Here is a 21243-nt window from a genome sequence, read left to right as displayed (position 1 = left end):
ATCTGACCGGTACGTGCCGGTCAGGCTATCCTCTTAGTTCCGCCCGTGTGGCCGATCTTCGTCGCCACCAGATAGGACAGCGGCATGGCAACGATAAAACCCGCCAACGCGGCCAGGGGAATTGCCTTCATCGGGCTGGCTGCGAGGTCCTGCATGGTGAGCACCGCGATGACGGCGCTGCCCGCCAATACCGTCCCTAACATCACCCAAATCAAAATTGCGACTTTCAGCATGGGTTGGTCTCCGACGTTGTCGCATCGATTGATCGCTGCGAACGTCATCAACACTCTGCCTCGCGGTTCCGCTTGGCTTTGATCTGGAACAATTCGGCTCCTACAAACCCGCCCCCCTGGCGATCGCATCGGCAAAGGAGCGATCGAGAACGTCGGAGGCTGACAGCCGTTGCTTGATCAAGCCGCTGCGGAGATAGAGGTCGATCGTCTTCTGCTCGTCCGCGATCACGGAATCGTCGATCGGCGCGATCCTTATCTTGGCGCGCGTCAACCAGTTCAAGGGTACCGCGGGCGGGATGTTCATTAGCTTTCCCAACGTCTCGGCATAGGCTTCGACATGATCGTGCGACCAGGCGCGCGCCGCGGTCAGCCGGCGCACGAAATCCGCAAGTGCGTCGCGTTTCTCTCTGATCGCAGCCGGCGTTGCGACCTGAAAGCTCAAGCCTGGCGTCAGGCCTTCGCCGGTCAAGATGCGGCGCGCCTTGAACAGCACCTCCTCCTGGCTCACATAAGGCTCCCAGGTCGACCAGGCATCGACCGAGCCTTGCGTGTAGGCCACCTTCGCGTCCGATGGCGCGAGGAACACGAGCTTCACGTCATCAGCGGTCCAGCCGCGCTGTTCCAGCGCCGCGAGCACGAGCTGATGGCCGATCGAGCCGCGGCCCGTCGCGATCGTCTTGCCCCTCAGCTGATCGAAGCTGGTGATGCTCGACCTCTCGGGTACCAGGATCGCAAGCCCCTCCTGGGTCTGCCGGATCGCCGCGATCGCCTTGACCGGCACGTTGGATGCCGCGGCGAAGGTGAACGGCGCGTCGCCGACGATGCCGCTGTCGATGGCGCCGGCACCGAGCGCCTCGAGTAACGGCGCCGCCGCCGCGAACTCCTTCCATTCGATCTTGTACGGCACATCCTTGAGGATGCCGGCCGCCTCCATCACGGCCTGCGAATTTCCTTTCTGATCACCGACGCGCAGGGTGACCTGTGCGCCGGCTGAGGTGACCAGGCCGAGCAGAACCCCGGCGACGACAAGCAGACGCATCATTCCGCCGCCACTTCCTGAGCACGCTGGCGCTCGCCGATCAGCTTGCGCGTCAGCGGGATCAGCTCGCGGCCATATTCGATCGCATCGATCAGAGGGTCGAAGCCGCGGATCAGGAAATGGCTGATGCCAAGGTCGTAATAATCGCCGAACACTTCAGCCACCTGCTCCGGCGTACCGACCAGAGCGGTGGTGTTGCTGTTGGCGCCAGTGAGCTGAGCGATCTCCGTCCACAAGCGCTTATCGACACGCTTGCCCTGCTCCGCGATCGCGAGCAGCCGCTTGGCCCCAGCGGTGGCATGACCGTCCGCCGGTTTGCGATAGCCGGTCTGGTCCTGCAGCGCGGTGGCGCGCTCCAGGATTTCCTGCGCCTTGGCCCAGGCCTTCTCCTCGGTGTCGGCGAGAATCGGGCGGACGGACAGTGAGAAGCGCGGCGCGGGACGGCCGTGCTTTGCGGCGGCCGCGCGCACCCGCGTGGTCTGTTCGCGCACCTGCGCATAGGATTCGCCCCAGAGCGCGAAGGTGTCGGCATGCTTCCCGGCAACCTCGATCGCCGCTTCGGACGCCCCGCCGAAATAGATGCGAATGCCTTCGGGACGATAGGGCTTCACCTGCGAGAAGCCGTTCTCGACCTGATAATAGTTGCCGGCATAGGAGAACGGCTTGTCGCTGCTCCACTCGGCGCGCACGATGTCGAGGAACTCGCTGGTGCGGGCGTAGCGCTCGTCCTTGTTATCGAGCGTGTTGCCATCCTGGCGCAGCTCCTTGGCGTTGCCGCCGGTGATGACATGCAGCGCCACACGCCCTCTGGAGAACTGGTCGAGCACCGCGAACTGCCGCGCCAGCAATGTCGGCGCGGTGAAGCCCGGCCGCTGCGCGATCAGGACGTTCAGCTTCTCGGTCACGCCGAGCACGTGCTGCGCCACCTGCAGGCTGTCCGGCGTGGTGGAATGGAAGGCCAGCAGCGCGCGGTCGAAGCCGGCGTTCTCATGCGCCTTCGCCACGGTCTCGATATGAACGGGATCGAGCACCGGTCCGTTGCGGACGATGATCTCGGAGGAGTTGTTGTTGGAGATGAAGCCGATGAATTCGATGGACATTGGGTTGTCTTTCCTTTCCTGAAACTAGAGCCCGAGCGCCAGCCGACCAGCGGCTATTCGGGTCGCGTCGTCCTGCGGCGTGTGCACCCGACCGCACAGCACGTCACGATAATGCCGCTCCAGCGGATTGCTGCGGCTCAGCCCATGGTTGCTCGACAGCGACAGCGCGTCTTCCACCGCAGCTACGGCGTTATTGGTGACGGTCAGCTTGATGATGTTGGACTCGGCGGAGGCCGGAACGATGCCTTCGTCGAAGTCGCGCGCCGCACTGTCGATCAGCCGCGCATTGACCTGGAGCTTCGCCTCGATGCCGCCGAGGATCTCCTGCGCCCGCGGCAACGTAGCCAACGGCGCGCCGAGGCTCGACGGCGTGCGCGTCTTCAGGAAATCGACGATCCAATCCCGCGCGGCACGCGCGATGCCGTCGTAGATCGCGCCGACGAAGACGCCGTGCACCAGCGCCTGGGTTGGATCCTGCACGCGCCAAGACTCTGGCTCGCGCAGCGCGATCTCATAGTCGAGCGGGATCACCACGTCCTCGAAAATCACGTCGTGGCTGCCACTCGCCCGCAGCCCGAGATGATCCCAGGTCTCCACGATGCGCGTGCCTGGCAGCCCCGCGGGCACCAGGAACATCCCAACACGCGACTCGTCTTCGTCCGTGCGGGACCAGACCGAATACCATTTCAGGATCGGTGCACCCGTCGAATAGATCTTATGACCGGTCAGCCGCCAGCCGGTCTCGGTTCGCCGCGCGACCGTCTCGGGAAGACCGCCGCGCGATGGAGAACCGAGGGCCGGCTCGACCCGCAGTGCGTTGATCAGCGCTCCTGCCTCCACCGATTCGCGCGCGAGCTTGCGCGCAAGCCGCGGCGGGTACTCGGTGCTGCGCGCCATCGCGAAATGCTGGATGTAATGCATGGCCAGGATCAGCGCCGTGGAGGCATCGGCCTGCGCGACGGTACCGAGAATGCGCGAAGTCGTGCGCGCCCCCGCCCCGTGGCCACCCAGCGTCACCGGGACTGTCAGCGACAAGAGGCCGGCGTCGAACAGGTCCTGAAAATTCTCGAAGGCAACCGTGCCGTCGCGGTCGTGCACGACTGCGCGTTTGGCAAACAGTGGGGTGAGCTTCCGCGCTCGCGCTAGCAGCTCACCCTCGCCCGCCCCCGGCTGTGGTACAGTTCGTTCCATCGCCGCTACCATGTCGCCTCCAATCCAAGCAGACCGAGGATCTGCCGGCGCAGGTCGGCCAGATAAGGGTCGCCGCGGTGCCGCGGATGGGGCCGCTCCACCGCGATATCGGCCTTGATGCGCGCCGGGCGATCGCTCAGCACGACGACGCGATTGGCGAGCACCAGCGCCTCTTCCACATCGTGCGTGACAAGCAAGGTCGTGAATCCCTTGCGCTGCCACAGCGCCACCAGCTCCGCCTGCATCGCGATCCGCGTCAGCGAATCGAGCTTGCCGAGCGGCTCGTCGAGCACCAGCACCTTGGGATCGTTGACCAGCGCACGGGCCAGCGCGACCCGTTGCGCCATGCCGCCGGAGAGCTGATGCGGATAGGCGTTGCGGAACGCGGAGAGCCCGACGAGCTCCAGCGCGGCGTCGATCCGCGGCCGCTGCGCCTTCAGGATGCCTTGCGCCTCCAGGCCCAGCGCGACATTGTCCCAGACCGAGCGCCAGGGAAACAGCGTGGGATCCTGGAATACGACGACACGCGAGGGGTGCGGGCCCTTGATGCGGATATCATCCTCGCGCAGGACGCCACTGCGTGGCGGCTCGAGGCCAGCGACCAGACGCAGCAAAGTCGATTTGCCGCAGCCGGATGGGCCGAGCAGCGCGACGAATTCGCCGGGCTCGACCGCGAGGCTGACATCGTCGAGCACCTCGAGCTTGGTGCCATCGATGTCGAAAGCATGGCTGACGTGCCCGATGTCGATCGAGGCGCCGACTGCCGGATGGCCGATTGGTTTCACGGCCGCCTGCGCTACCATTTGACGGTGCCCTTCTGCCATACCAGAACCCGGTCGCGGACCTTGAACAGCAGCGTGATTGCACCGGAGCAGAGCAGCGACATCACCAGGAGCGCGGCATACATGTTGGCATAGGCTGCCCAGCCCTGCGCCCATTGCAGATACCAGCCGAGACCCGCCTTCACTCCGATCATCTCGGCGACCACGAGCACAGCAAATGACGCGCCCAGGCCCATGAACAAGCCGACGAACACATGCGGCAGGGCGGCTGGGATCGCGACCTTCAGGACCAGGAAGGAGGATCTTGCGCCGAGCGTCCGCGCCACGTCGTAGTAGGACGAGCTGACGCTCGCCACGCCCGACCAGGTCAAGACCGTCACAGGGAAACCGGTCGCCAGCGCGATCAGGAAGGTCGAGGCGCTCCAACTCGACGGAAACGTGAAGAACGCGATCGGCAGCCAAGCGGTCGCCGGCAACGGACCGATGAAGCGCAGCAGCGGATGAACCCAGTAACCGATGCTGGTCGACCAGCCGATCGCCACGCCCGTGACGAAGCCGAGCGTGGCACCGATGATGTAGCCGCCCAGTTGCAGCTTGATCGAGGCGAAGATGCTTTCGGCCAACTTGGGCAGATCGTCAGTATAGACCTCGACGATCGCCTGCGGCGGCGGGAAGAACGGCAGCGGCAGCAGCGCGAATTTGGCGGTCGCGAGCTCCCACATAGTGAGGAATAGTCCGAGCACGACGAGCCATGGCGCGCGCTGGCGCAGCCACGCCCCCGTCTGGCCCAGACGATCGGTGGCCAGCGTACCTGGCAGGATCAGCGCGGCGATGACAAAGGCCGCGATCGCGACATCCTGCGTCCGCGACCAGTCGCCGACATCGTCCCGGATCAGGCAGGAGACACCGAACGCTGCCCAGGCAAGCGCCGCGCCAAGCCCAGGCAGCGCGCCCCGAAGCCGTTCGACCCATGCACCGCCTCGCGACGGCTCGCCGGTCGCCGCGACGTCAGACAGAGAAAATGTCGACATAGATGCGCTCCGCGAACTTGCTGGTATCGGTGCTCGGCTTGAACACTAACACCACCTTCAGATCGTCAGCATAGGCTTTGAGCTCCTGCTTCAGCGCTGCGCCGGTCGGATGATGATGGTGGGTATGGTAACGGACCATGCCCTCGATATCTTCGAGGCTCGCCTGTTTCGGCGCATAGGGCAGGAACGATTTCGCGGCGTCGGCCGGATTCTGCGCTGTGAACATCGCGGCATCGAGCAGCGCCTGTGTCAGCGCCCGTCCGACCTGCGGTTCGTCGCGCACCAGGCTGCCGCGTAAGCCCACGATGCAGCAGACCCGATTGCTGTATTCACCGTCCAGATTGGAGGCGACTTCCTTGTAGGCGGGATCCTTCAGCCAGAGATAGGCGAGCGGGTCAGAGGCGAGGAAGGCCTGTACCTCGCCCTTGTCGGCCGCGACATTGACGACGGCGCCGGGATAGACCCGCCAGTCGACATCCTTCACCGGATCGACGCCGAGCCGCGACAGTTGGATCGAGAAGAAATTCTTGTCCGGACCGGCGAGATCGCCGACCGCAACGGCCTTGCCCTTCAGGTCAGCAAGCTTGCTGATGCCGGAATCGGCGCGTGCCAGCACGCGCATGCAGCCGCCATGGGTACCGGCGGAAATCTTGACATCGAACCCCTGCTCCAGCGGCTTCAGCCAGCGCAACGCCATGCCGAGGCCAGCGTCGCTCTTGCCGGTCGCGATCGCCTCGAGGAGCTGATCCGTCGAGCCGCTGTAGTTGACGAGCTCGACGTCGAGATTTTGCTTGCGGAAGAAGCCCTGGTCGATCGCGACTGGCAGCGGCGTCAGGCAGACCGCACCCGCGTTCCACGACAGCCGGAGCTTACGCGGCGCACCGGTGAGCGGCGGCGCATTTGAAGACGCCTTGCAGATCGGGAACTGCGCGAAGTCAATCTGCGGTGCCGCCCGAAGCGAGAGCGCCTGGGCGCTGAGGCCGCCGAGTGGCGCGGCCAGCGCGGCAGCGCCGCCGGCCTGCAGCAGCCACCGTCGATCCCATCTCCTGTGTTTCGCGTCGTCGCTCATCCCTTACCCCTGCTTGCAAAGCTCCGCCGCCTGCGCAAACGCATCGCGTTTGCGCACTCAGCCACCAATGGAGCGCGTCAAATGGTTCGTTAGTTAGATGCGGTTTGCACCGCGAAGATGGAGCGATGATGCGGAGATGATCGGCAATCGTCAATGAAATGGATTTTCGAATGTCGTGCGCACGCGAACGAATATCTCCACGCGCGCCGATATCCGCAGTGAAAGGTTTTTTGCCGAAATCAGCAGTGACGAGAGGCGCCAGCCGCAGCGACTCGCTCATCTTTGACGCGCGAATGAGCAAGGAGACCGTACTGGCCTCTTATGTGATCCAAATTCATCATGCTCCTCATGCTGTATTGAAGCGCTTCTTCAACTGCGCTCTCGTCGTAGTGTATGGGGCTTGACCCTCAATGGGCTGGATCAATCTTGACTGGATTGCCAATTTGAAATTCCTCGTTTTGGTTGATTGTGTAAGAGATTCGTGGCGTTTCTTGATATCGCTCGCGCCACGAACAGGGCTGGCATCAGCGGGCCGATTGTCAGAGAAGCTGAGCAAGGGCTGCGGCGCGTATGCACTCCGGATTTCGTATGCGATATGTGTGCACCGAGACATCAAGTTCGGCATTGGCTTGCAATAAAGGAATATGCTTCGGAGAAGAGGAAAATTATCAAACTCCCGCGCACTTGATTTTCCTAGTCAGTCCAGTCATTTAGGGGGCTGATTGGAGAAAACTAGATCAACGGTATGAATAGCTCGCTCTGGAAATTTGCCACCGCGCCCATGATGGATTGGACCGACCGGCATTGCCGCGTGTTCCATCGGTTGTTGTCGCGTCGGGCGCTGCTCTATACCGAGATGGTCACGACCGGCGCGGTCATTCATGGCGACCGCAAGCGGCTGCTCGGTTTCGACGCGAGCGAGCATCCCGTGGCGCTGCAGCTCGGCGGTTCGGAGCCTGCCGATCTTGCGACCTCGGCGAAGATCGGGGAGGACTTCGGTTATGACGAAATCAATCTAAATGTCGGCTGTCCGTCGGATCGCGTGAAGGATGGCCGGTTCGGCGCCTGCCTCATGGCGGAGCCTGACCTGGTCGGTGACTGTGTCGCGGCAATGAAGCGGGCGGTGCAGATTCCGGTGACGGTCAAGTGCCGGATCGGCATCGACGACCAGGACCCGGAGGTTGCGCTGGACCGGCTCGCGCAGGCTGTGGTCGACGCCGGAACCGACGCGCTGATCGTGCATGCACGCAAGGCCTGGCTCGACGGACTGTCGCCGAAGGAGAACCGCGACATCCCGCCGCTCGACTATGACCGCGTGTATCGGCTCAAGGCGGCGCTGCCGCATGTGCCGATCATCCTCAATGGCGGTATTCCGAGCATCGAGGCTGCGAAGCAGCATCTTGCTCACATCGACGGGGTCATGCTCGGGCGCGCCGCCTATCAGGACCCGTGGCGCCTCCTCGCTGTCGATCCCGAGCTGTTCGGCGAAGCCCCACAACATGCGACGATGAAGGAGGCCTTGGCCGCGCTCGAGCCTTATATTGCACGGGAGCACGCGCGCGGCATCAGGCTGCATTCCATCACGCGCCATCTGGTTGGGGCCTATCACGCAGTCCCCGGCGCGCGTGCGTTTCGACGCCATCTCGCCGAGCGGGGCGTGAAGCCGGAGGCCGGCATCGAGGTGTTGCGCGAGGCCGTGGCGATGGTCGAGGAGCGCGCGGCAGCGGCGGTCGCGACGTATGCCTAATTCGATCCGATCGCGCGGTGAAGCTGCGATCGGTCGCATCCCTGACATCGAGCGACTTTGCAAAGATGCCGTAGCGGGTGACGCAATCCGAGGCGGCCTGCACCTCCTTCACCACGTCGTCGTCGATGGCAATGGGTGACGTGCGCGGGGCCTAGTAGGCCGACAGCAGCCGGCGCGCCGATCAAGTATGGGGTCAAATGCGAGGACGCAGGCGATCCTGGTGCGGCAGGATCCGCCGATCAAATCGACGTCTGCGCAATGTGCTGGGCGGCGTCGAATTCATCGGTTTCGTCATTATCGTCCTCGGAAAGATCGCTGCATCGGCGCTGCAGCTTGTGATGCATTCAAGTCTAGAAATCGGCATCGCAACGTCAATGAAACGGTCGTCTGTATTGAGGCTTCGGCGAACAACGTTCATGTCGTTGAGCGTGATGCGCGTGAAACACGACAGAGCCATCAGACAAACGCGCGGTAGCAGTCGAGGACTCCCGATCAACTTCGGATCGGTGGCTCTGCGGCTATACTCGTCCTGTTGAATGTGTCGCTTTCGGCCATATCCCGATCCGATCTGTCGAGTGCAACAGCCATCGTCCTAGCTGGCGCGTCAACTTCCGGTCTACCAAATGCTCCGCGACGCCGCTGGCCCAGAGTGATGCCCGATGAACATAGAAACATGCGCGTAAAGTGGCCTGATTGGTAAATCCAGTCGATTGCACAATGATGCCCCTTGGCCTCCGACCCTCTCAATGAAACAATTCGTCGTCAATAGTTTGTGGTGACGACGTAGTCCGACAGGCGGATCGCTCCGCACATTCGGTGATTCAGGACGCAATCACGCGGCACCGCTAAGATAGAGCCGCTTGACGATATCGTTGCCCCGCAATTCGTCGACCGACGCGGCTGACACGACGATCTCACCATGGACAATGATATATCCGCGGCTGGCGATCCGGATCGCCTGATTGAAGTTCTGCTCCGCCATCAGCACCGTCAGGCCGAGATGCTGATTGAGCTCGCCAATCTTGGTGATCGTTTGCGAGACCAGGAGCGGTGAGAGACCCACCGAAGGTTCGTCGACCAATAACAGGCGTGGTGACGACATCAGGGCGCGCGCAATCGCCAGCATCTGCTGTTGCCCGCCCGACATGGTGCCAGCCAATTGCCCCTGCCGCTCCTTGAGGACGGGAAACGTTTCGAAAGCGACCGCCAGATTGCGGTCGATACTACGCCGGGCAGCCTTGCGGAACGCGCCGAGCATCAGGTTCTCCAGCACGGTTAACCGGGGGAACAACCGCCGGCCTTCTGGAACCATCGCTACGCCGAGGTCGACGATGTTTTCGGTCGACAGACGGGATAGATCGTGTGTCGCTCCATCAATCGTCAATGAGATGACGCCACGCTGCGGCCGCACCAGGCCCGCGATGCACTTCATCAGCGTGCTCTTGCCGTTGCCGTTGGTGCCGAGCAAGGCAACGGTTTCGCCGGTCTCGACATGGAGCGAAACGCCGCGCAGCGCCTTCACAGCGCCGTAACCCGCATCGAGGTCATTGATGGCCAGGCTAAGTGCCAAGGTAGGCCTCCTGCACCCGTTTGTCGGCCATGACTTCGGACGGTGTTCCGATTGCGATGATCCGGCCGGCATCAAGGCACATGACGCGCTCGGAGAAGCGCATCACTGCCTGCATAATATGCTCGATCATGATGATGGTGATGTCCCGGCTTGCAAGGCTCAACAAAAGGTCCAGCACCTCGTCGACTTCCGAGCTGGAAAGACCTGCCATGGCCTCGTCCGAAATCAGCAGCTTCGGGCGCGTCGCCATCGCACGCGCGAGCTCCATCTTGCGCAATTCCACCTGACTGAGCCGTGTGGTGGAGGCGTTGACCTTCGAGCCAAGCCCCATTTGATCCAGGATCGACATCATGGTGTCCCGGCGCTGCGTCATAGACACGTGCTCGCCTGCGGCGAAGTCAAGTGCGACCATGAGATTTTCGGCAACCGTCATGCTCCGGAACGGCCGCGGAATCTGGAAGCTGCGGGCAATGCCGCGGCGCGTACGCATGTGCGGCTGGAGCCGCGTAATGTCCTCATCGCGAAACAGGATGGTGCCGGGTTCGGTTCGAAACGCGCCGGAAATGCAGTTGATCAGTGTAGTCTTGCCCGAGCCGTTGGGACCGATCAGGCCGAACCGCTCGCCGGGCCGAATATCGACGCTGACACTGTGGAGCGCTGTGAACCCGCCAAAGCGCTTCGTGAGCGCACAAATTCGTAGCAGCGGCGACTGGGTCTCGGAGAGGGTCATATCTCACCCTCCTTTTGGTTGCCGCGTAGCTTGTAGATCAGGCCGACGATACCCTCCGGGGCGCCCACGACGAACAGTACCAGCATCAAGCCGAGCACTAACAAATTAACTTCCGACGAGATCGTGACCGTCAGAACCTGCTGCGTCGTACCGAGCAGAATCGCACCGATGATGGGCCCTGCCCAATGCGCGGTTCCACCGATCAGCGACATCGCCAGCGTCGTGACGGAGTAGTTGAGATTGAACGCCGACCCAGGGTCCGCATACTGCAAGTACATCGCAGCGGGGGCACCGACGGCGCACATCAGCGCCCCTGAGATCACGCAGGCGAGCAGCTTCAACCGCAAGGTCGGCACGCCCGTGCATTCGGCCGCAAGTTCGTCGTCCCTGAGCGCCTGCAAGCCGCGGCCGATCCACGAGTTGTGGATGTAGCGCGAGATCGCAACTGCGAGGACCACGAGGACAGCCTGGACGAAGAATAGCATCTGCACATAGCTGTCGAACGGTGGAGTCACCGCCGGCCGCTGGATCTGAATGCCCGCCGCTCCACCGACGTATCGCCAGTTCGTGACGGTCGTCTCGATTACGATCGTCAGCGCTATCGTCGCGATCGAGAAGAAGATTCCCTGCATGCGAAGCGTCAGAAGACCGAGCGCAAGCCCCATGACCGCGCCGATCGCGGCGCCGGTCAGGATCTGCACGGGAAGCGGCGCGCCAAAGGCACTCACCAGGAAGACCGAGGCATAGACACCAACGCCGTAAAACGCACTGGTGCCGAAATTCACATAGCCCGCATAACCGCCAAGGATACTCCATGCGACGGCGAGCGCGATGGATTGCAGGATGACGTAGCCGGCGAAGAACGGATATTGGTTACCGACGACTTGGGTCATCACAAGAACGGCAGCGAGAAAGACGACCGCTCCGGTCCAGAAGGCAATGCCGTCGCGTTTCATGATCGCCTGCCAAATAGGCCCTGTGGCCGTACGGCCAGAATGCCGAGCAACATCGCAAAGGAAATCGCTGGAGCCCAGGAGGCGCCAAACAGGGTGAGGACAATCGACTCGGCAACGCCCAGAATGATGGCGGCGACGAGTGTGCCTCCGAGGCTGCCGAGCCCCGCCATCACCACGATGCAGAATGTGCGTCCGATATAGGCGCGGTCGAGCGTCGGATCGACAGGAGCGACGATGATGAGCAGCGCACCAGCGATCCCGAGCACGGCCGTGGCGATGCCAAAGGCCCACTGCTTGACCTTGATCGGGTTGGCGCCCATCAACCGCAGCGCCTCCTGATCCTGTGCCACCGCGCGGATGGCGCGGCCCATGAACGTCCGCGATAGATACAACGTGAGCAACATGGTCAGTGCAGTGGCGACAGCGAAGGCAACGAGAAGCCGGTACGGAATGCGGATATCACCGAGTCGCCATGCCTTGCCGATATAGGTGGCGGTGACGGAGCGTTGATCGACGCCGAATTGCAGAATGATCACCACCTCGATGATGAAGGCGATGCCGAAGAAGAAGGCAATGCCGCGCACGCTGGCGTCGCTGCCTCGCTTCTCGAACGTCTCGTAGTACAGGCGATAGACCGCAAGCCCTAGCAGCAAGAATATCGGCGTGATCAGTAGCCCGGCGACGAGCGGGTCGACCGCATAGTTCTCGTTGAGAAAATACACCGCGTAGGAGGCCAGCACCAGAAACGCCGGATGCGCTACATGGGGAACATCGAGCAATCCGAACGATACGGACAGCCCGAGGCTGACCGCGCCGTAAAAGCAGCCGAGCAGCACCCCGATCACCACCGCATCGAGCAGCAGATCCAGTGAAAACAATTGAGGTCCCCCTTGGCCCGGCTCGAGATGCGTCCCCGAGTGGCCCGCGCTGGAGTATTCCAACTTACAGCCCGGGACGCCTTTTTCGTGAGCCGTCTCGAGATATGTGGCTCATGTTCGCGCAGCCTCAAACGGAGCCACCAGCTCGCCGGACTTCAGGTTGTCAGGGAACAGGATCACCTGTTTGCCCGCGCTGCGAAACTGTTCGATGTTCTTGTCCACGACGCCCCGGAACTGGGCCTGCAACACCGCCGTTTCCTTACGCTCGCCGTCGGCCGAAAATGCGATCGGGCCGACGATGGTCTTGTGCGTGTTTTCGCGCAGATATTTTGCGAGTGCCCTTTGATCCAGCGATTCCACGGCACTGATGGCCCGCTCGGTGAGCTGGCCGCTGGCATAGCCGAATGGCGCCAGATAGTAGCCGAGCGGATCGACCTTCGCTTCCACAGCCCGCTTGGTGTACTTGTCGAAGAACTCCTTGGTTCCCTCAAAGTACATGCTCTTCTCAGGAAGCCAGGTGTTGAAGTTGACAACGCCGTTGAGCAGCGAGCCCATATTCTCCATCACGGCGCCGAACTGAAGGCCGACCATGCCGCCGCCGAAAACCTTGACGCTTTCGCCAATGCCGATCTCGTTGACGGCGCGCAGAATGCCGGTCGAGTCCGGCGGATAGGACGCGACGTAAACGATGTCGGGCTTGGTTGCCTTGAGCGCGCGGATGATGCTGGAAAACTCTACCGTGTTAGGCGGATAGGCCTGGTCGAACACGATCGGCAGGTTGCGCTTGGTCGCGACCTCGCGCGCGGTCTTCGCCAGATTCTGCGCGAATTCCTGATCGGCCGAAAGCAGCGCCATGGATCTGCCGCCGGCCTTCTGGCCGATATCGAGATACGAGGTCGCCCAGCTGTCAGCCGGTCCCCATGGCGCGTTGTTGAACCACATATCGTGGCCGACCTTGCTGTTGACCTGGAAAGAGAAGTTGCCGATCAGCAGAAGCCCACGCTGTTTGACCATCGGCATGATCGGCGCTGTCGGTACCGTCGCATAGGGCGCGAACAAGAGGTCGACCTTGTCGATATCGATCAGCTTCGAATAGATCGCTGGCGTCTCCGAGGCGCTCGACTTGTCGTCATAGACCACTAGTTCGACCTTGCGGCCGCCAAGTAGCCCACCTTTGGCGTTGACGTCGTCACGCCAGATCTCGATGCCGAGCAGCGACGCCTTGCCGCCGCCAGCAAGACCGCCGGTTTGCGGCATGCTCATGCCTATCTTGATGGGCGCCTGCTGCGCGTGCAGCAGATTGGCGCCGAGCGGCGAAGCCGCAAGCGCCGCGCCAACGGTCGCCAGCAGACGACGGCGGGAAATCGATCTCGGCTTTATACTCTTCTTCGACATTGGAAGTCCTCCCTTAGCTGATTGTTGTTCGCGTGATCGCCTGTCACCCAGCGCCAGCACACAAGCGGGCAGTTTGGATGCCGGATCGGCCTGTGCAAGGCTGCCGCCAATGGTCCCCCGGTTGCGAATTGCGGGGGTCCGCGATGTGCGCCACCGCGGCGGCGAGAAGCGGCGCGCATTTCACAATGCCGGATGATTTCAGGGGGTCAGCATGGCGGGTCAGCGCCCCGATGCGAGCGTTTCGCCCTCGACCGCGCTCACCGTGGACGGCAAACAGCTCCAGCGCATTGGCAACGCTGGTCGCGCGCGCGTATGCGAAAGCCGAGGCTTTCATTCAGGCAAGTCCCTCCCCGGCCCTGCTCTTCTGCTTTTCACGAATTAGAGGGTCGGACTTTTCAAAGGTCAAGCTACTTGATTTTGCAGTCCTATCGACTTTCGGACTTGCCCTGTTCGAGCTGCCGACGCACGCTCGCGCCAAACAAGAATGGTTCGGGGAGACTCAGAAATATGAAACTCGGGTTTTTCACGATGCCGATCCATCCCCTGGACAAGGATTGGCGGCAATCCTTGCAGGAGGACAGGGAAGCCTTCCTGCTGGCGGATGAGCTCGGATTTTCGGAAGCCTATGTCGGCGAGCACGTCACCGATCGCGCCGAAAACATCACGTCCTGCATCGCTTTCATCGCCTGGCTTGCCGCCGCCACCAAGCAGATCAAGCTCGGCACCGGCACGGTTAACATGCCGAACAGCCATCCGGCTACAATTGCCGCCTCCATCGCCATGCTCGACCACATGCTCGACGGCCGGCTGATCTTCGGCATCTCCCCGGGGGGGCTGTTGTCGGACGCGGAGCTGTTCGGCAATCTCGACGCCGATCGCAATGCGATGTTTTTGGAGGCGATCAACCAGGTGCTGGCGATCTGGGGCAGCAAACCGCCCTATAATCTCGTGGGGAAATACTGGAACATCTCGATCGAAAAAACCCTGATCGAGGACATCGGCCAGGGCTTTATCGCAAAGCCGCTGCAGCGTCCGCATCCGCCGATCGTGGTCACTGCCGTCGCCCCCTTCTCCAAAGGCGTCACCGAGGCGGCCGCACGCGGCTGGGAACCGATTTCCGCCAACTTCCTGATGCCGGCCTGGGTGAAGAGCCACTGGCTGAAATATATCGAGGGCTGCGAGCGCGTCGGCCGTCCGGCCGACCCCGCCAACTGGCGCGTGGCCAAGAGCGTCTTCGTCGCCAAGGACGTCGCGACCGCCAAGGCGTATGCCACCGATCCGAACGGACCTTACGTCTATTACTATCGCTCGCTCTTCACCAAGCTGAAGCGAAATGGGCGCATCGAGCTATTCAAGACCCGGCGCGACCAGCCCGACGATGAGGTGACGCTGGAGAGCATCTGCGAAAAACTCATTATCTACGGCACACCGGAGAGCGTCGCTGATCGATTGCTGGCTTTCCAGGAAGAAGTCGGCAGCTTCGGCACGCTCCTTTACGCCGGCAAGGACTGGCGCGACCGCGAGCTCGGCCGCCGCTCCATGATCCTGATGGCAGAGCAAGTTATGCCGCGCGTCAACGCCGCCTGTGCCCGAAGCCGCGATGCCGCAGGTTGAGCCCAATGACTCTCACCGATCGCATCCCCTATCTGGCGCAGGTCGATCGCCCGAAACTCAAGTTGCCCGGCGGCAAGCGGCTCGCCGTCTGGGTCATCCTCAATGTCGAGGAATGGCGGATCGAAACCCCATACCTCGTACTTGTACTGTCACCACCGCCGCCGCGCTGGAAGCAGGCTTGGAGTTTATGGGCCATGGCTTCCTGCAGGAGGCCGAAGCACAAGCTCGACGATCAGGCCGACGCGATCAAGCGTGCAGTCGACATCATCAAGTTCGCCGGCAAGCCGCCGCGCGCATGGGAGAGCCCAGGCCCATTGAAACCGAGGCAACGCTCGACCTGCTCCGCCTTAACGGCATCGAACATGTCGCGGACTGCGTGATCGACGATCTGCCGCAGGATATCACCACCCCCCACGGCACCATAACCAGCATCCCCTCTTCGGTGGAGACCAACGACATTGTCATCCATGCGCCACAGCATTTGCCGTCCGAGCAGTTTTTGAAGCGCTGCACCGACCATTTCGGTCGCCTTTATCTCGGAGGCGCCGACAATGCACGGGTGATGGCGATCTCGGTCCATCCTTACATCACCGGCGTCCCACACCGGATCAAATATCTGGAGGCGCTGCTCGACCATGTCATCTGCCATGATGGCGTAGCCCTGATGACCGCAAGTGAAATTGGCGACTGGTACCGCGCCGAGATGGCGACGAAATAGCGCTAGTTGAATTGGACCGGCTCAGATCCGAGATAGGCATGCGCGACGAACGCTGCGAGCTCATCTTCAAACTGGCTGCGCCGAGACCTTCTTTGATCTCCCAGTGCACACATCGTGCACACGCTGGCTTCTAACCAGTTGAAAACCTTAAACTCTCGCTCCAATCTATCATGGGCGCCACGGAAAAGCGCCATCGCATTGATTCTTCCGTTTTACTTTTAAAATCAATCATTTAGAAGTCGCACCAGAGGCACCATGGAAGCGGCCGAAAAGGCCGAACAATTGCTCCACAACCGTTCGCTTTCGCCATTCTATGAAGAGGTCGCCCTCAAGGGATTGCAACTGGCCTTAGGCCGACTTCGATCGGGGTGCGGTTGATCCAGCGCGCCTTAACCTGGATCAAAGATACCGTCAACGAGCCCACGGATGACTGGCAGAGCAGACCGAGCGTGAGCCAGACGAAGCGGCGGCAACCGGATACGCTGTAACCGCAGGGGCAATCAAGAACATCCCGCCGGCTCACGACCATCTTGCGATCACTGCCCTGAAAGAAGCCGAACTCCGACCTGGCTGGCAAAACCGACCGGTAGAACAGCTCTCGACGAAGCTATTGCAACCTATGCTGGGTCGCCCGCTCGGGCGTTACGGACGCGTGAATGGTGAACACAACGGCCTAGTTGCCGAAGCCTCCTGTTCAGCTTTCATCAGCGGCGCCGCACCTGGTTCTTGCCCGGCGCAAATCGACAAGTCATCTGGCTCAAATCATTGGGATCTTTGTATCTCGTCTACTAACAACTCAGTGTCGATCGTTGGATGTCGCACTCGTGCACGACATCTCTCCGAACGTTACGTTCCTCCGAATGGCTGCGAGGGGCAGTGAGAGATTGGCCGAGAGAAAAGGCGCCCCTCCGTCGCTATCTCAACTGCGCAACGAAGATGTCATCCCTTGCTGGGAGCAGCTCGAATGAACTCAAGAACACGGCGAGGCGTTTTTGGGACAGTAGCAAGACGTGATGGACGCTATACGGTGGCTGCGTTGCCAAAATCATGCCAGTGGTCGTGGAAACGGAAGTCCTTCGACCCGCGCCTTGACGCGCACCCGCTGCCAAGCGGGCTTCGCTCCATTAGGTGTGACAACATCTCACAACCTTAGAACCTCGACCGCGGTTGGTGAGACACACTGTGGAGGCACAAGTGCATTCGCATTCCTATTGTTTCCGCAGTTCTTTTGATGTCAGCCAAGGAGAAGGCCGTGGCGCAATTGGTACATATGGTGTGGAAGGGAGTCTCGGGGGATTCAGGCATTTACCACGCGACCTTCTTTTTCGACAGCCAGGGACGGCCGGCCTGGGGCCCTCAAAACAAGATCAATGGGGTTGGCACGAGCGCAAGTCCGGCCATTACATCCTTTTTCGGCGATGTGGTGCCGATCCCACGAACGGAACTGTTCATGGCTTGGAAAGGCATCCCTCACGATCAGGGGATTTATTGGTCACGGGACCTCGGAAGCCAAGCCGACGTACCTCACATCGGGACCAGTCATGGCCTGGCTCTCGCCCCGCAGCCCAATCAATATATTTACATGGCCTGGAAAGGCATCGAAGGCGACTCCGGCATCTATTGGTCGTTCAACAATCTTTTTCACGGTCTGGAGGGCTGGGCTCCGCAACAGAACGTGCGCGGTGTTGGCACGAGTGACAAGCCTGCCCTCGCCTATCGCTTCCCAAAACTCTACATGGCCTGGAAGGGAATTAGGGGTGATTCAGGGATCTACTGTTCGATCAATCAGGGCGACTCCAGCTGGCGGCCGCAGCATCGGGTGCCGAACGTCGGAACGAGCACCGGACCTGCCCTCGCTTTCTTCAAGGGCGCATTGCATATGGTTTGGAAAGGTATCGAAGGAGATTCAGGGCTCTATCATGCCTCGTCGACGGACGACGGACTGAACTGGACGCCACAGCAGCGCATCTCCGGCGTGGGCACAAGTCATAGCCCGGCTCTTACCGTCTTCAATGACCGGCTCTTTATGGCGTGGAAAGGCATACCGGGTGACTCCGGACTCTATTTCTCCTCAAGCCTCGATGGCCTCCATTGGGACCCACAAGGCAACGTACCCGATGTCGGCTCAAGCGACGGACCTTCTCTGGCCTTGTCGTAAGCCTTGGCGCACCCATTTGTGCTTCAGGTAATGTGGCTTACGACGAGCTGGTTCAGAAGATTGGTACCGGAGAAATATCGGTTCCGCTGGTACGGTTGGAAGCCAGCCAGAACTGCGAAGTAAATTCCTTGCGCGCAAGCCTCAACCCGGGGGCAATCTTCTCAACACCACGTCTGCGCCCAACAAGCTGTCCGACCGCTCCGGCTGTCTTAAGACGGACCGATCGATTGCATACCTATTTTATCGACGCCGAGGAGCGAACGCGAAGGTTGCGGGAGCCGATGGCAAGCAGGCCATTTACTGCGTATTTCCCGATTTCAAGTTGCCGCTGTTGCCGATGTTCGACGTGCCGGCGCCAAGCACGATGGCCGTGGATCCCTGGCCCGTCGTATTGCCGAAGAGATTGCCCACGATGTTGACGTTTGACGCAGAACTGATGTTGATATTCGACGCGCCGCTTCCGCCATTCACGTTCATCAGATTGCCACTGATGACCAGCCCCGATACCCAGGCGCCAGCGCCATTCGAATCAACAACGACATCAAAGTTGTCCCATATCTGATTGCCGGTGATAACGCCTTGGGTTGTCGTACAAGAGGAAGGCGTCGGACACGAATTCGTATATCTGATGCAGGCGTTCAGCCCCTCACAGCTATTCCCAACGATGGTGAGTGGCTCGACCGACGTATTGTTCAGTTGCGGGTTGACGTAAATGCCCGTGGTCTGGCTCGAGTTGGCACTTCCAGCCGTGTTGAATTTATTGCCGACGATCCGACCTCCGCCTCCAGAAGAGATCAACAGATGCGAAAATGGACTCGTCGAGCCTGAAATAAACGTATTGTCGTTGATCTCCCAATCGCCGTATTGAACGCCAGCGGAATTGCCGAAAACGATCGAATACGTCTGCAGGTCATAAAATTTGCTCGAGGAGACCCACCATTCAACGCAGTTTCCTATGCTGATCCCACGATCGCTTCCCGAGATCAGAACGTTCGAGATGCGCGAGTTGGAACAAAGTCCATTCCCCCCCGTCCCGGTAAACGCTATACCGGAGATGCCCGTGTAGGGAGCGGGATGGTTCAGATAAACGATCTGCAAATCCCGAATTTGAATGGCATCATTCGTTGTCGCATATATGCCGTGGATTCCAGCCGATGGAAGAATGGTGGTCGTCCTGCTTGTCGTTCCGGCATCCAAATAGAGACAGCCTTGATCGAAATAACAATAATTTTGCGTTCCCTGAATTCCGTCTCCGTAAACAGCCACTCTGGACGAGATCGACAAGGTGCTCGAAATCACGTATTGACCGCCAGGAATGTAGCAGGACGTCCTGAGCGTCTGCGCCTGATTGATGCAATTCTGCAGCGCCTGAGTATCGTCCGCTGAACCATTTCCCAATGCACCCAGATCGCGCGCATTGACATATGCTGATGCAGGATCAGCCACGCCAATTGCCACAGCCAACAATACGAATCCTAACAGTTTACCCATTGTCCCCTCGCTTTCAAATTTACGGCAACGTCTCCGACTTCACTCAACGACCGGCTGCTAAACAGGTCCGCTAGATGATGAACCAAGCGGCCCGGCTGCCCACTTGCTGTTTCGGTGCGACGGCGATGGCGCGAGAATTTCCGGTCCCAAGTTTCTTGGCACATCTCCTCGTCCCGAGCTCCGACGTTGGTGGTCGCAAACTGAGCTGCACGGCGTCTTCTCTTCCCGGTGTCCGCGGACACTATCGAGCAGCAATATGTACCTTCAATAGACGAGCAACTTGTCAACAACTTAAAATAGACACCGCATTTGCGCAGTCCGAGCGTCCTGCGTAACTAGCCACCACATCAGACGGAGATCAGGCGTTACTTAGGATAGAGCTGCAATTCGAGGGGCCGTCCGCTCTGCTCCAATTTCACACCGGTCCTATCAATCGATTTGACTTGCCAGCCCTGGAAAGCCTCTCCTTCACTCACCCAGGCTCCATTCGCCCCGCCCTTGCTCAACAGAAAGGCCCTGCTCAGGCCGGCTTTGATCATCACACCTTCAACAATCAAACCGGGATCGCTCACCGCAACCAGTGATTGTATCTGGGGTGGAGGTTGAGGTGGCGCCGGCGGAGGGGCAACGAACGGTTCACGCGACTTGAAGAAGACCGGATGGACCAGAATCTGCGCGTAAGCCTCGAGTGGCTTACGGCCGATCGCATCGGCGATCGACGACAGTCCGGCATCCCAGGTGGAACGACCGCTGATCATCATGTCATTGGACAGAACGAACCTTACGATCTCCAAGACCAAAAGCAGGTTGAGACAGCCCGTCGCAACTAGGGCGATTGCGGTGATCGGAGCAATGCGCCTCCTCATGGTTGGCCCCCGACGAGCGTCGCGCCGTAAACATCCAGCTGCGCCTGAAGCACCGGCTCCTCGGCTTTGCTTGGCAGACCGAGTGGCGAGCTCTTCAAGCTTGCAGCCACGATGAAGAGATATGGCTTGGAACTTTCAATCGCATGGACCGTGCGCATCAAGGCTGGCAAAGGCGCGGTCAGATCGATTCGTACGCCGCTGAATTTGATCTGGTCGATCGTCCGCGCCGGCAACGTCTGAACAGACCGGGATCGTGCGCCGGTCGCTTCGGTCATCGATTTGAGCCTGGTCTGCAGATCGGCTCCAATGACATTCTCGTTGACGCCAGCGAGGAATTCTCCGCTTCGCAATTGCGCGTTGGTGTCGGACACGAAGGATTCGATGCGCGATGCCTGGGCGACGATGGCCTGGAGATGCGCAAGGACCCGCGCTTGATCCGCGATCTGCGCGTCACGATCGACGAACAGGGCCTGAATGGGCATCACGATGCCGCCAATGATCACGATTAGAATTGCCAGATTACCGAGAATGAACAGCATCCGGCGTCGCAGCCGCGTATCGATCTGCGGTAACGGCTTCATCGCGCCACCTCCTTGATATCGGCAGGAGATCGCACCTTTACCTGCAACGCGAAGCGCTCGCGGCCCTCGTTCGCATCGAAGGCTACTGCCGACG

At 60.7% G+C, this 21243-nt stretch carries 20 protein-coding genes and 1 pseudogene; 5 read left to right on the top strand and 16 right to left on the bottom strand.

Going from position 1 to position 21243, the window contains the following annotated elements; translation table 11 throughout:
* Positions 1-20: 20 nt before the first annotated feature.
* The 7 genes from BRAS3843_RS08310 to BRAS3843_RS08280 form a co-directional block, all read right to left on the bottom strand.
* The gene (locus tag BRAS3843_RS08310; RefSeq protein WP_008968380.1) at positions 21-233 is read right to left on the bottom strand and encodes a hypothetical protein; all 213 of its coding nucleotides are present in this window, start codon (positions 231-233) and stop codon (positions 21-23) included.
* A 100-nt stretch (positions 234-333) separates the two neighbouring features.
* Positions 334-1275 carry an ABC transporter substrate-binding protein gene (locus BRAS3843_RS08305; protein WP_008968379.1) on the bottom strand — a complete coding sequence of 314 codons (942 nt, stop codon included), beginning with the start codon at positions 1273-1275 and terminating at the stop codon, positions 334-336.
* Complete coding sequence (locus tag BRAS3843_RS08300) at positions 1272-2372, bottom strand: LLM class flavin-dependent oxidoreductase (protein WP_008968378.1); 1101 nt, start codon at positions 2370-2372, stop codon at positions 1272-1274. The genes BRAS3843_RS08305 and BRAS3843_RS08300 overlap by 4 nt, the downstream gene beginning before the upstream one ends.
* A gap of 24 nt (positions 2373-2396) precedes the next feature.
* Positions 2397-3575, bottom strand: coding sequence for an acyl-CoA dehydrogenase family protein (locus BRAS3843_RS08295; RefSeq protein ID WP_008968377.1), 1179 nt, complete (start codon positions 3573-3575; stop codon positions 2397-2399).
* A complete protein-coding gene (locus BRAS3843_RS08290) occupies positions 3569-4366 on the bottom strand; it encodes an ABC transporter ATP-binding protein (RefSeq protein WP_008968376.1) in 798 nt (265 codons plus the stop codon). Before BRAS3843_RS08290 ends, BRAS3843_RS08295 begins: the two co-directional genes overlap by 7 nt.
* Positions 4360-5376, bottom strand: a complete 1017-nt coding sequence (locus BRAS3843_RS08285; protein WP_008968375.1) for an ABC transporter permease subunit — start codon at positions 5374-5376, stop codon at positions 4360-4362. The genes BRAS3843_RS08290 and BRAS3843_RS08285 overlap by 7 nt, the downstream gene beginning before the upstream one ends.
* Complete coding sequence (locus tag BRAS3843_RS08280; RefSeq protein ID WP_008968374.1) at positions 5354-6445, bottom strand: ABC transporter substrate-binding protein; 1092 nt, start codon at positions 6443-6445, stop codon at positions 5354-5356. Before BRAS3843_RS08280 ends, BRAS3843_RS08285 begins: the two co-directional genes overlap by 23 nt.
* A gap of 745 nt (positions 6446-7190) precedes the next feature.
* Here BRAS3843_RS08280 and dusA point away from each other — a divergent pair.
* Positions 7191-8192, top strand: a complete 1002-nt coding sequence (dusA, locus tag BRAS3843_RS08275) for a tRNA dihydrouridine(20/20a) synthase DusA (RefSeq protein WP_008968371.1) — start codon at positions 7191-7193, stop codon at positions 8190-8192.
* Positions 8193-8199: 7 nt separating this feature from the next.
* On the opposite strand, the pseudogene BRAS3843_RS42095 reads toward dusA, so the two are convergent.
* From BRAS3843_RS42095 to BRAS3843_RS08250, 6 genes and pseudogenes are all read right to left on the bottom strand, one after another.
* Positions 8200-8361 (bottom strand): annotated as a pseudogene (locus tag BRAS3843_RS42095) (aliphatic sulfonates ABC transporter substrate-binding protein); the annotation flags it as partial.
* Between the two features lie 663 nt (positions 8362-9024).
* Positions 9025-9834 carry an ABC transporter ATP-binding protein gene (locus BRAS3843_RS08270; RefSeq protein ID WP_244425181.1) on the bottom strand — a complete coding sequence of 270 codons (810 nt, stop codon included), beginning with the start codon at positions 9832-9834 and terminating at the stop codon, positions 9025-9027.
* Positions 9752-10492 (bottom strand): ABC transporter ATP-binding protein, encoded by a 741-nt coding sequence (locus tag BRAS3843_RS08265; RefSeq protein ID WP_008968369.1) that lies wholly within the window; start codon positions 10490-10492, stop codon positions 9752-9754. Before BRAS3843_RS08265 ends, BRAS3843_RS08270 begins: the two co-directional genes overlap by 83 nt.
* A complete protein-coding gene (locus tag BRAS3843_RS08260) occupies positions 10489-11448 on the bottom strand; it encodes a branched-chain amino acid ABC transporter permease (protein WP_008968368.1) in 960 nt (319 codons plus the stop codon). The genes BRAS3843_RS08265 and BRAS3843_RS08260 overlap by 4 nt, the downstream gene beginning before the upstream one ends.
* Positions 11445-12293, bottom strand: coding sequence for a branched-chain amino acid ABC transporter permease (locus BRAS3843_RS08255; protein WP_244425177.1), 849 nt, complete (start codon positions 12291-12293; stop codon positions 11445-11447). The genes BRAS3843_RS08260 and BRAS3843_RS08255 overlap by 4 nt, the downstream gene beginning before the upstream one ends.
* A gap of 144 nt (positions 12294-12437) precedes the next feature.
* Positions 12438-13721 carry an amino acid ABC transporter substrate-binding protein gene (locus tag BRAS3843_RS08250; RefSeq protein ID WP_008968366.1) on the bottom strand — a complete coding sequence of 428 codons (1284 nt, stop codon included), beginning with the start codon at positions 13719-13721 and terminating at the stop codon, positions 12438-12440.
* A 507-nt stretch (positions 13722-14228) separates the two neighbouring features.
* On the opposite strand from BRAS3843_RS08250, the gene BRAS3843_RS08245 reads away from it, so the two are divergent.
* From BRAS3843_RS08245 to BRAS3843_RS08230, 4 genes are all read left to right on the top strand, one after another.
* A complete protein-coding gene (locus tag BRAS3843_RS08245; protein WP_008968364.1) occupies positions 14229-15335 on the top strand; it encodes an LLM class flavin-dependent oxidoreductase in 1107 nt (368 codons plus the stop codon).
* 5 nt (positions 15336-15340) lie between these two features.
* On the top strand, positions 15341-15715 hold the full coding sequence (locus BRAS3843_RS42085) for a hypothetical protein (protein WP_008968363.1): 375 nt from the start codon (positions 15341-15343) through the stop codon (positions 15713-15715).
* Complete coding sequence (locus BRAS3843_RS42080) at positions 15712-16053, top strand: hypothetical protein (protein WP_244425173.1); 342 nt, start codon at positions 15712-15714, stop codon at positions 16051-16053. Before BRAS3843_RS42085 ends, BRAS3843_RS42080 begins: the two co-directional genes overlap by 4 nt.
* A 1231-nt stretch (positions 16054-17284) precedes the next feature.
* Positions 17285-18211, top strand: a complete 927-nt coding sequence (locus BRAS3843_RS08230; RefSeq protein WP_035981134.1) for a hypothetical protein — start codon at positions 17285-17287, stop codon at positions 18209-18211.
* 297 nt (positions 18212-18508) lie between these two features.
* Here BRAS3843_RS08230 and BRAS3843_RS08225 read toward each other — a convergent pair whose 3' ends face one another.
* From BRAS3843_RS08225 to gspM, 3 genes are all read right to left on the bottom strand, one after another.
* Positions 18509-19702, bottom strand: a complete 1194-nt coding sequence (locus BRAS3843_RS08225) for a glycosyl hydrolase family 28-related protein (protein WP_008968358.1) — start codon at positions 19700-19702, stop codon at positions 18509-18511.
* 365 nt (positions 19703-20067) lie between these two features.
* Entirely contained in the window at positions 20068-20568 is a 501-nt protein-coding gene (locus BRAS3843_RS08220) for a hypothetical protein (RefSeq protein ID WP_008968357.1), read from the bottom strand.
* A partial coding sequence (gene gspM, locus BRAS3843_RS08215; protein WP_244425171.1) for a type II secretion system protein GspM occupies positions 20565-21243 on the bottom strand: 679 nt, incomplete at its 5' end. The genes gspM and BRAS3843_RS08220, both read right to left, overlap by 4 nt.

The sequence above is a fragment of the Bradyrhizobium sp. STM 3843 genome (assembly GCF_000239815.1).
Taxonomy (GTDB): domain Bacteria; phylum Pseudomonadota; class Alphaproteobacteria; order Rhizobiales; family Xanthobacteraceae; genus Bradyrhizobium.
Note: the sequence above shows the minus strand (reverse complement) of the source record. Positions and strands in the feature narration are given on the sequence as shown.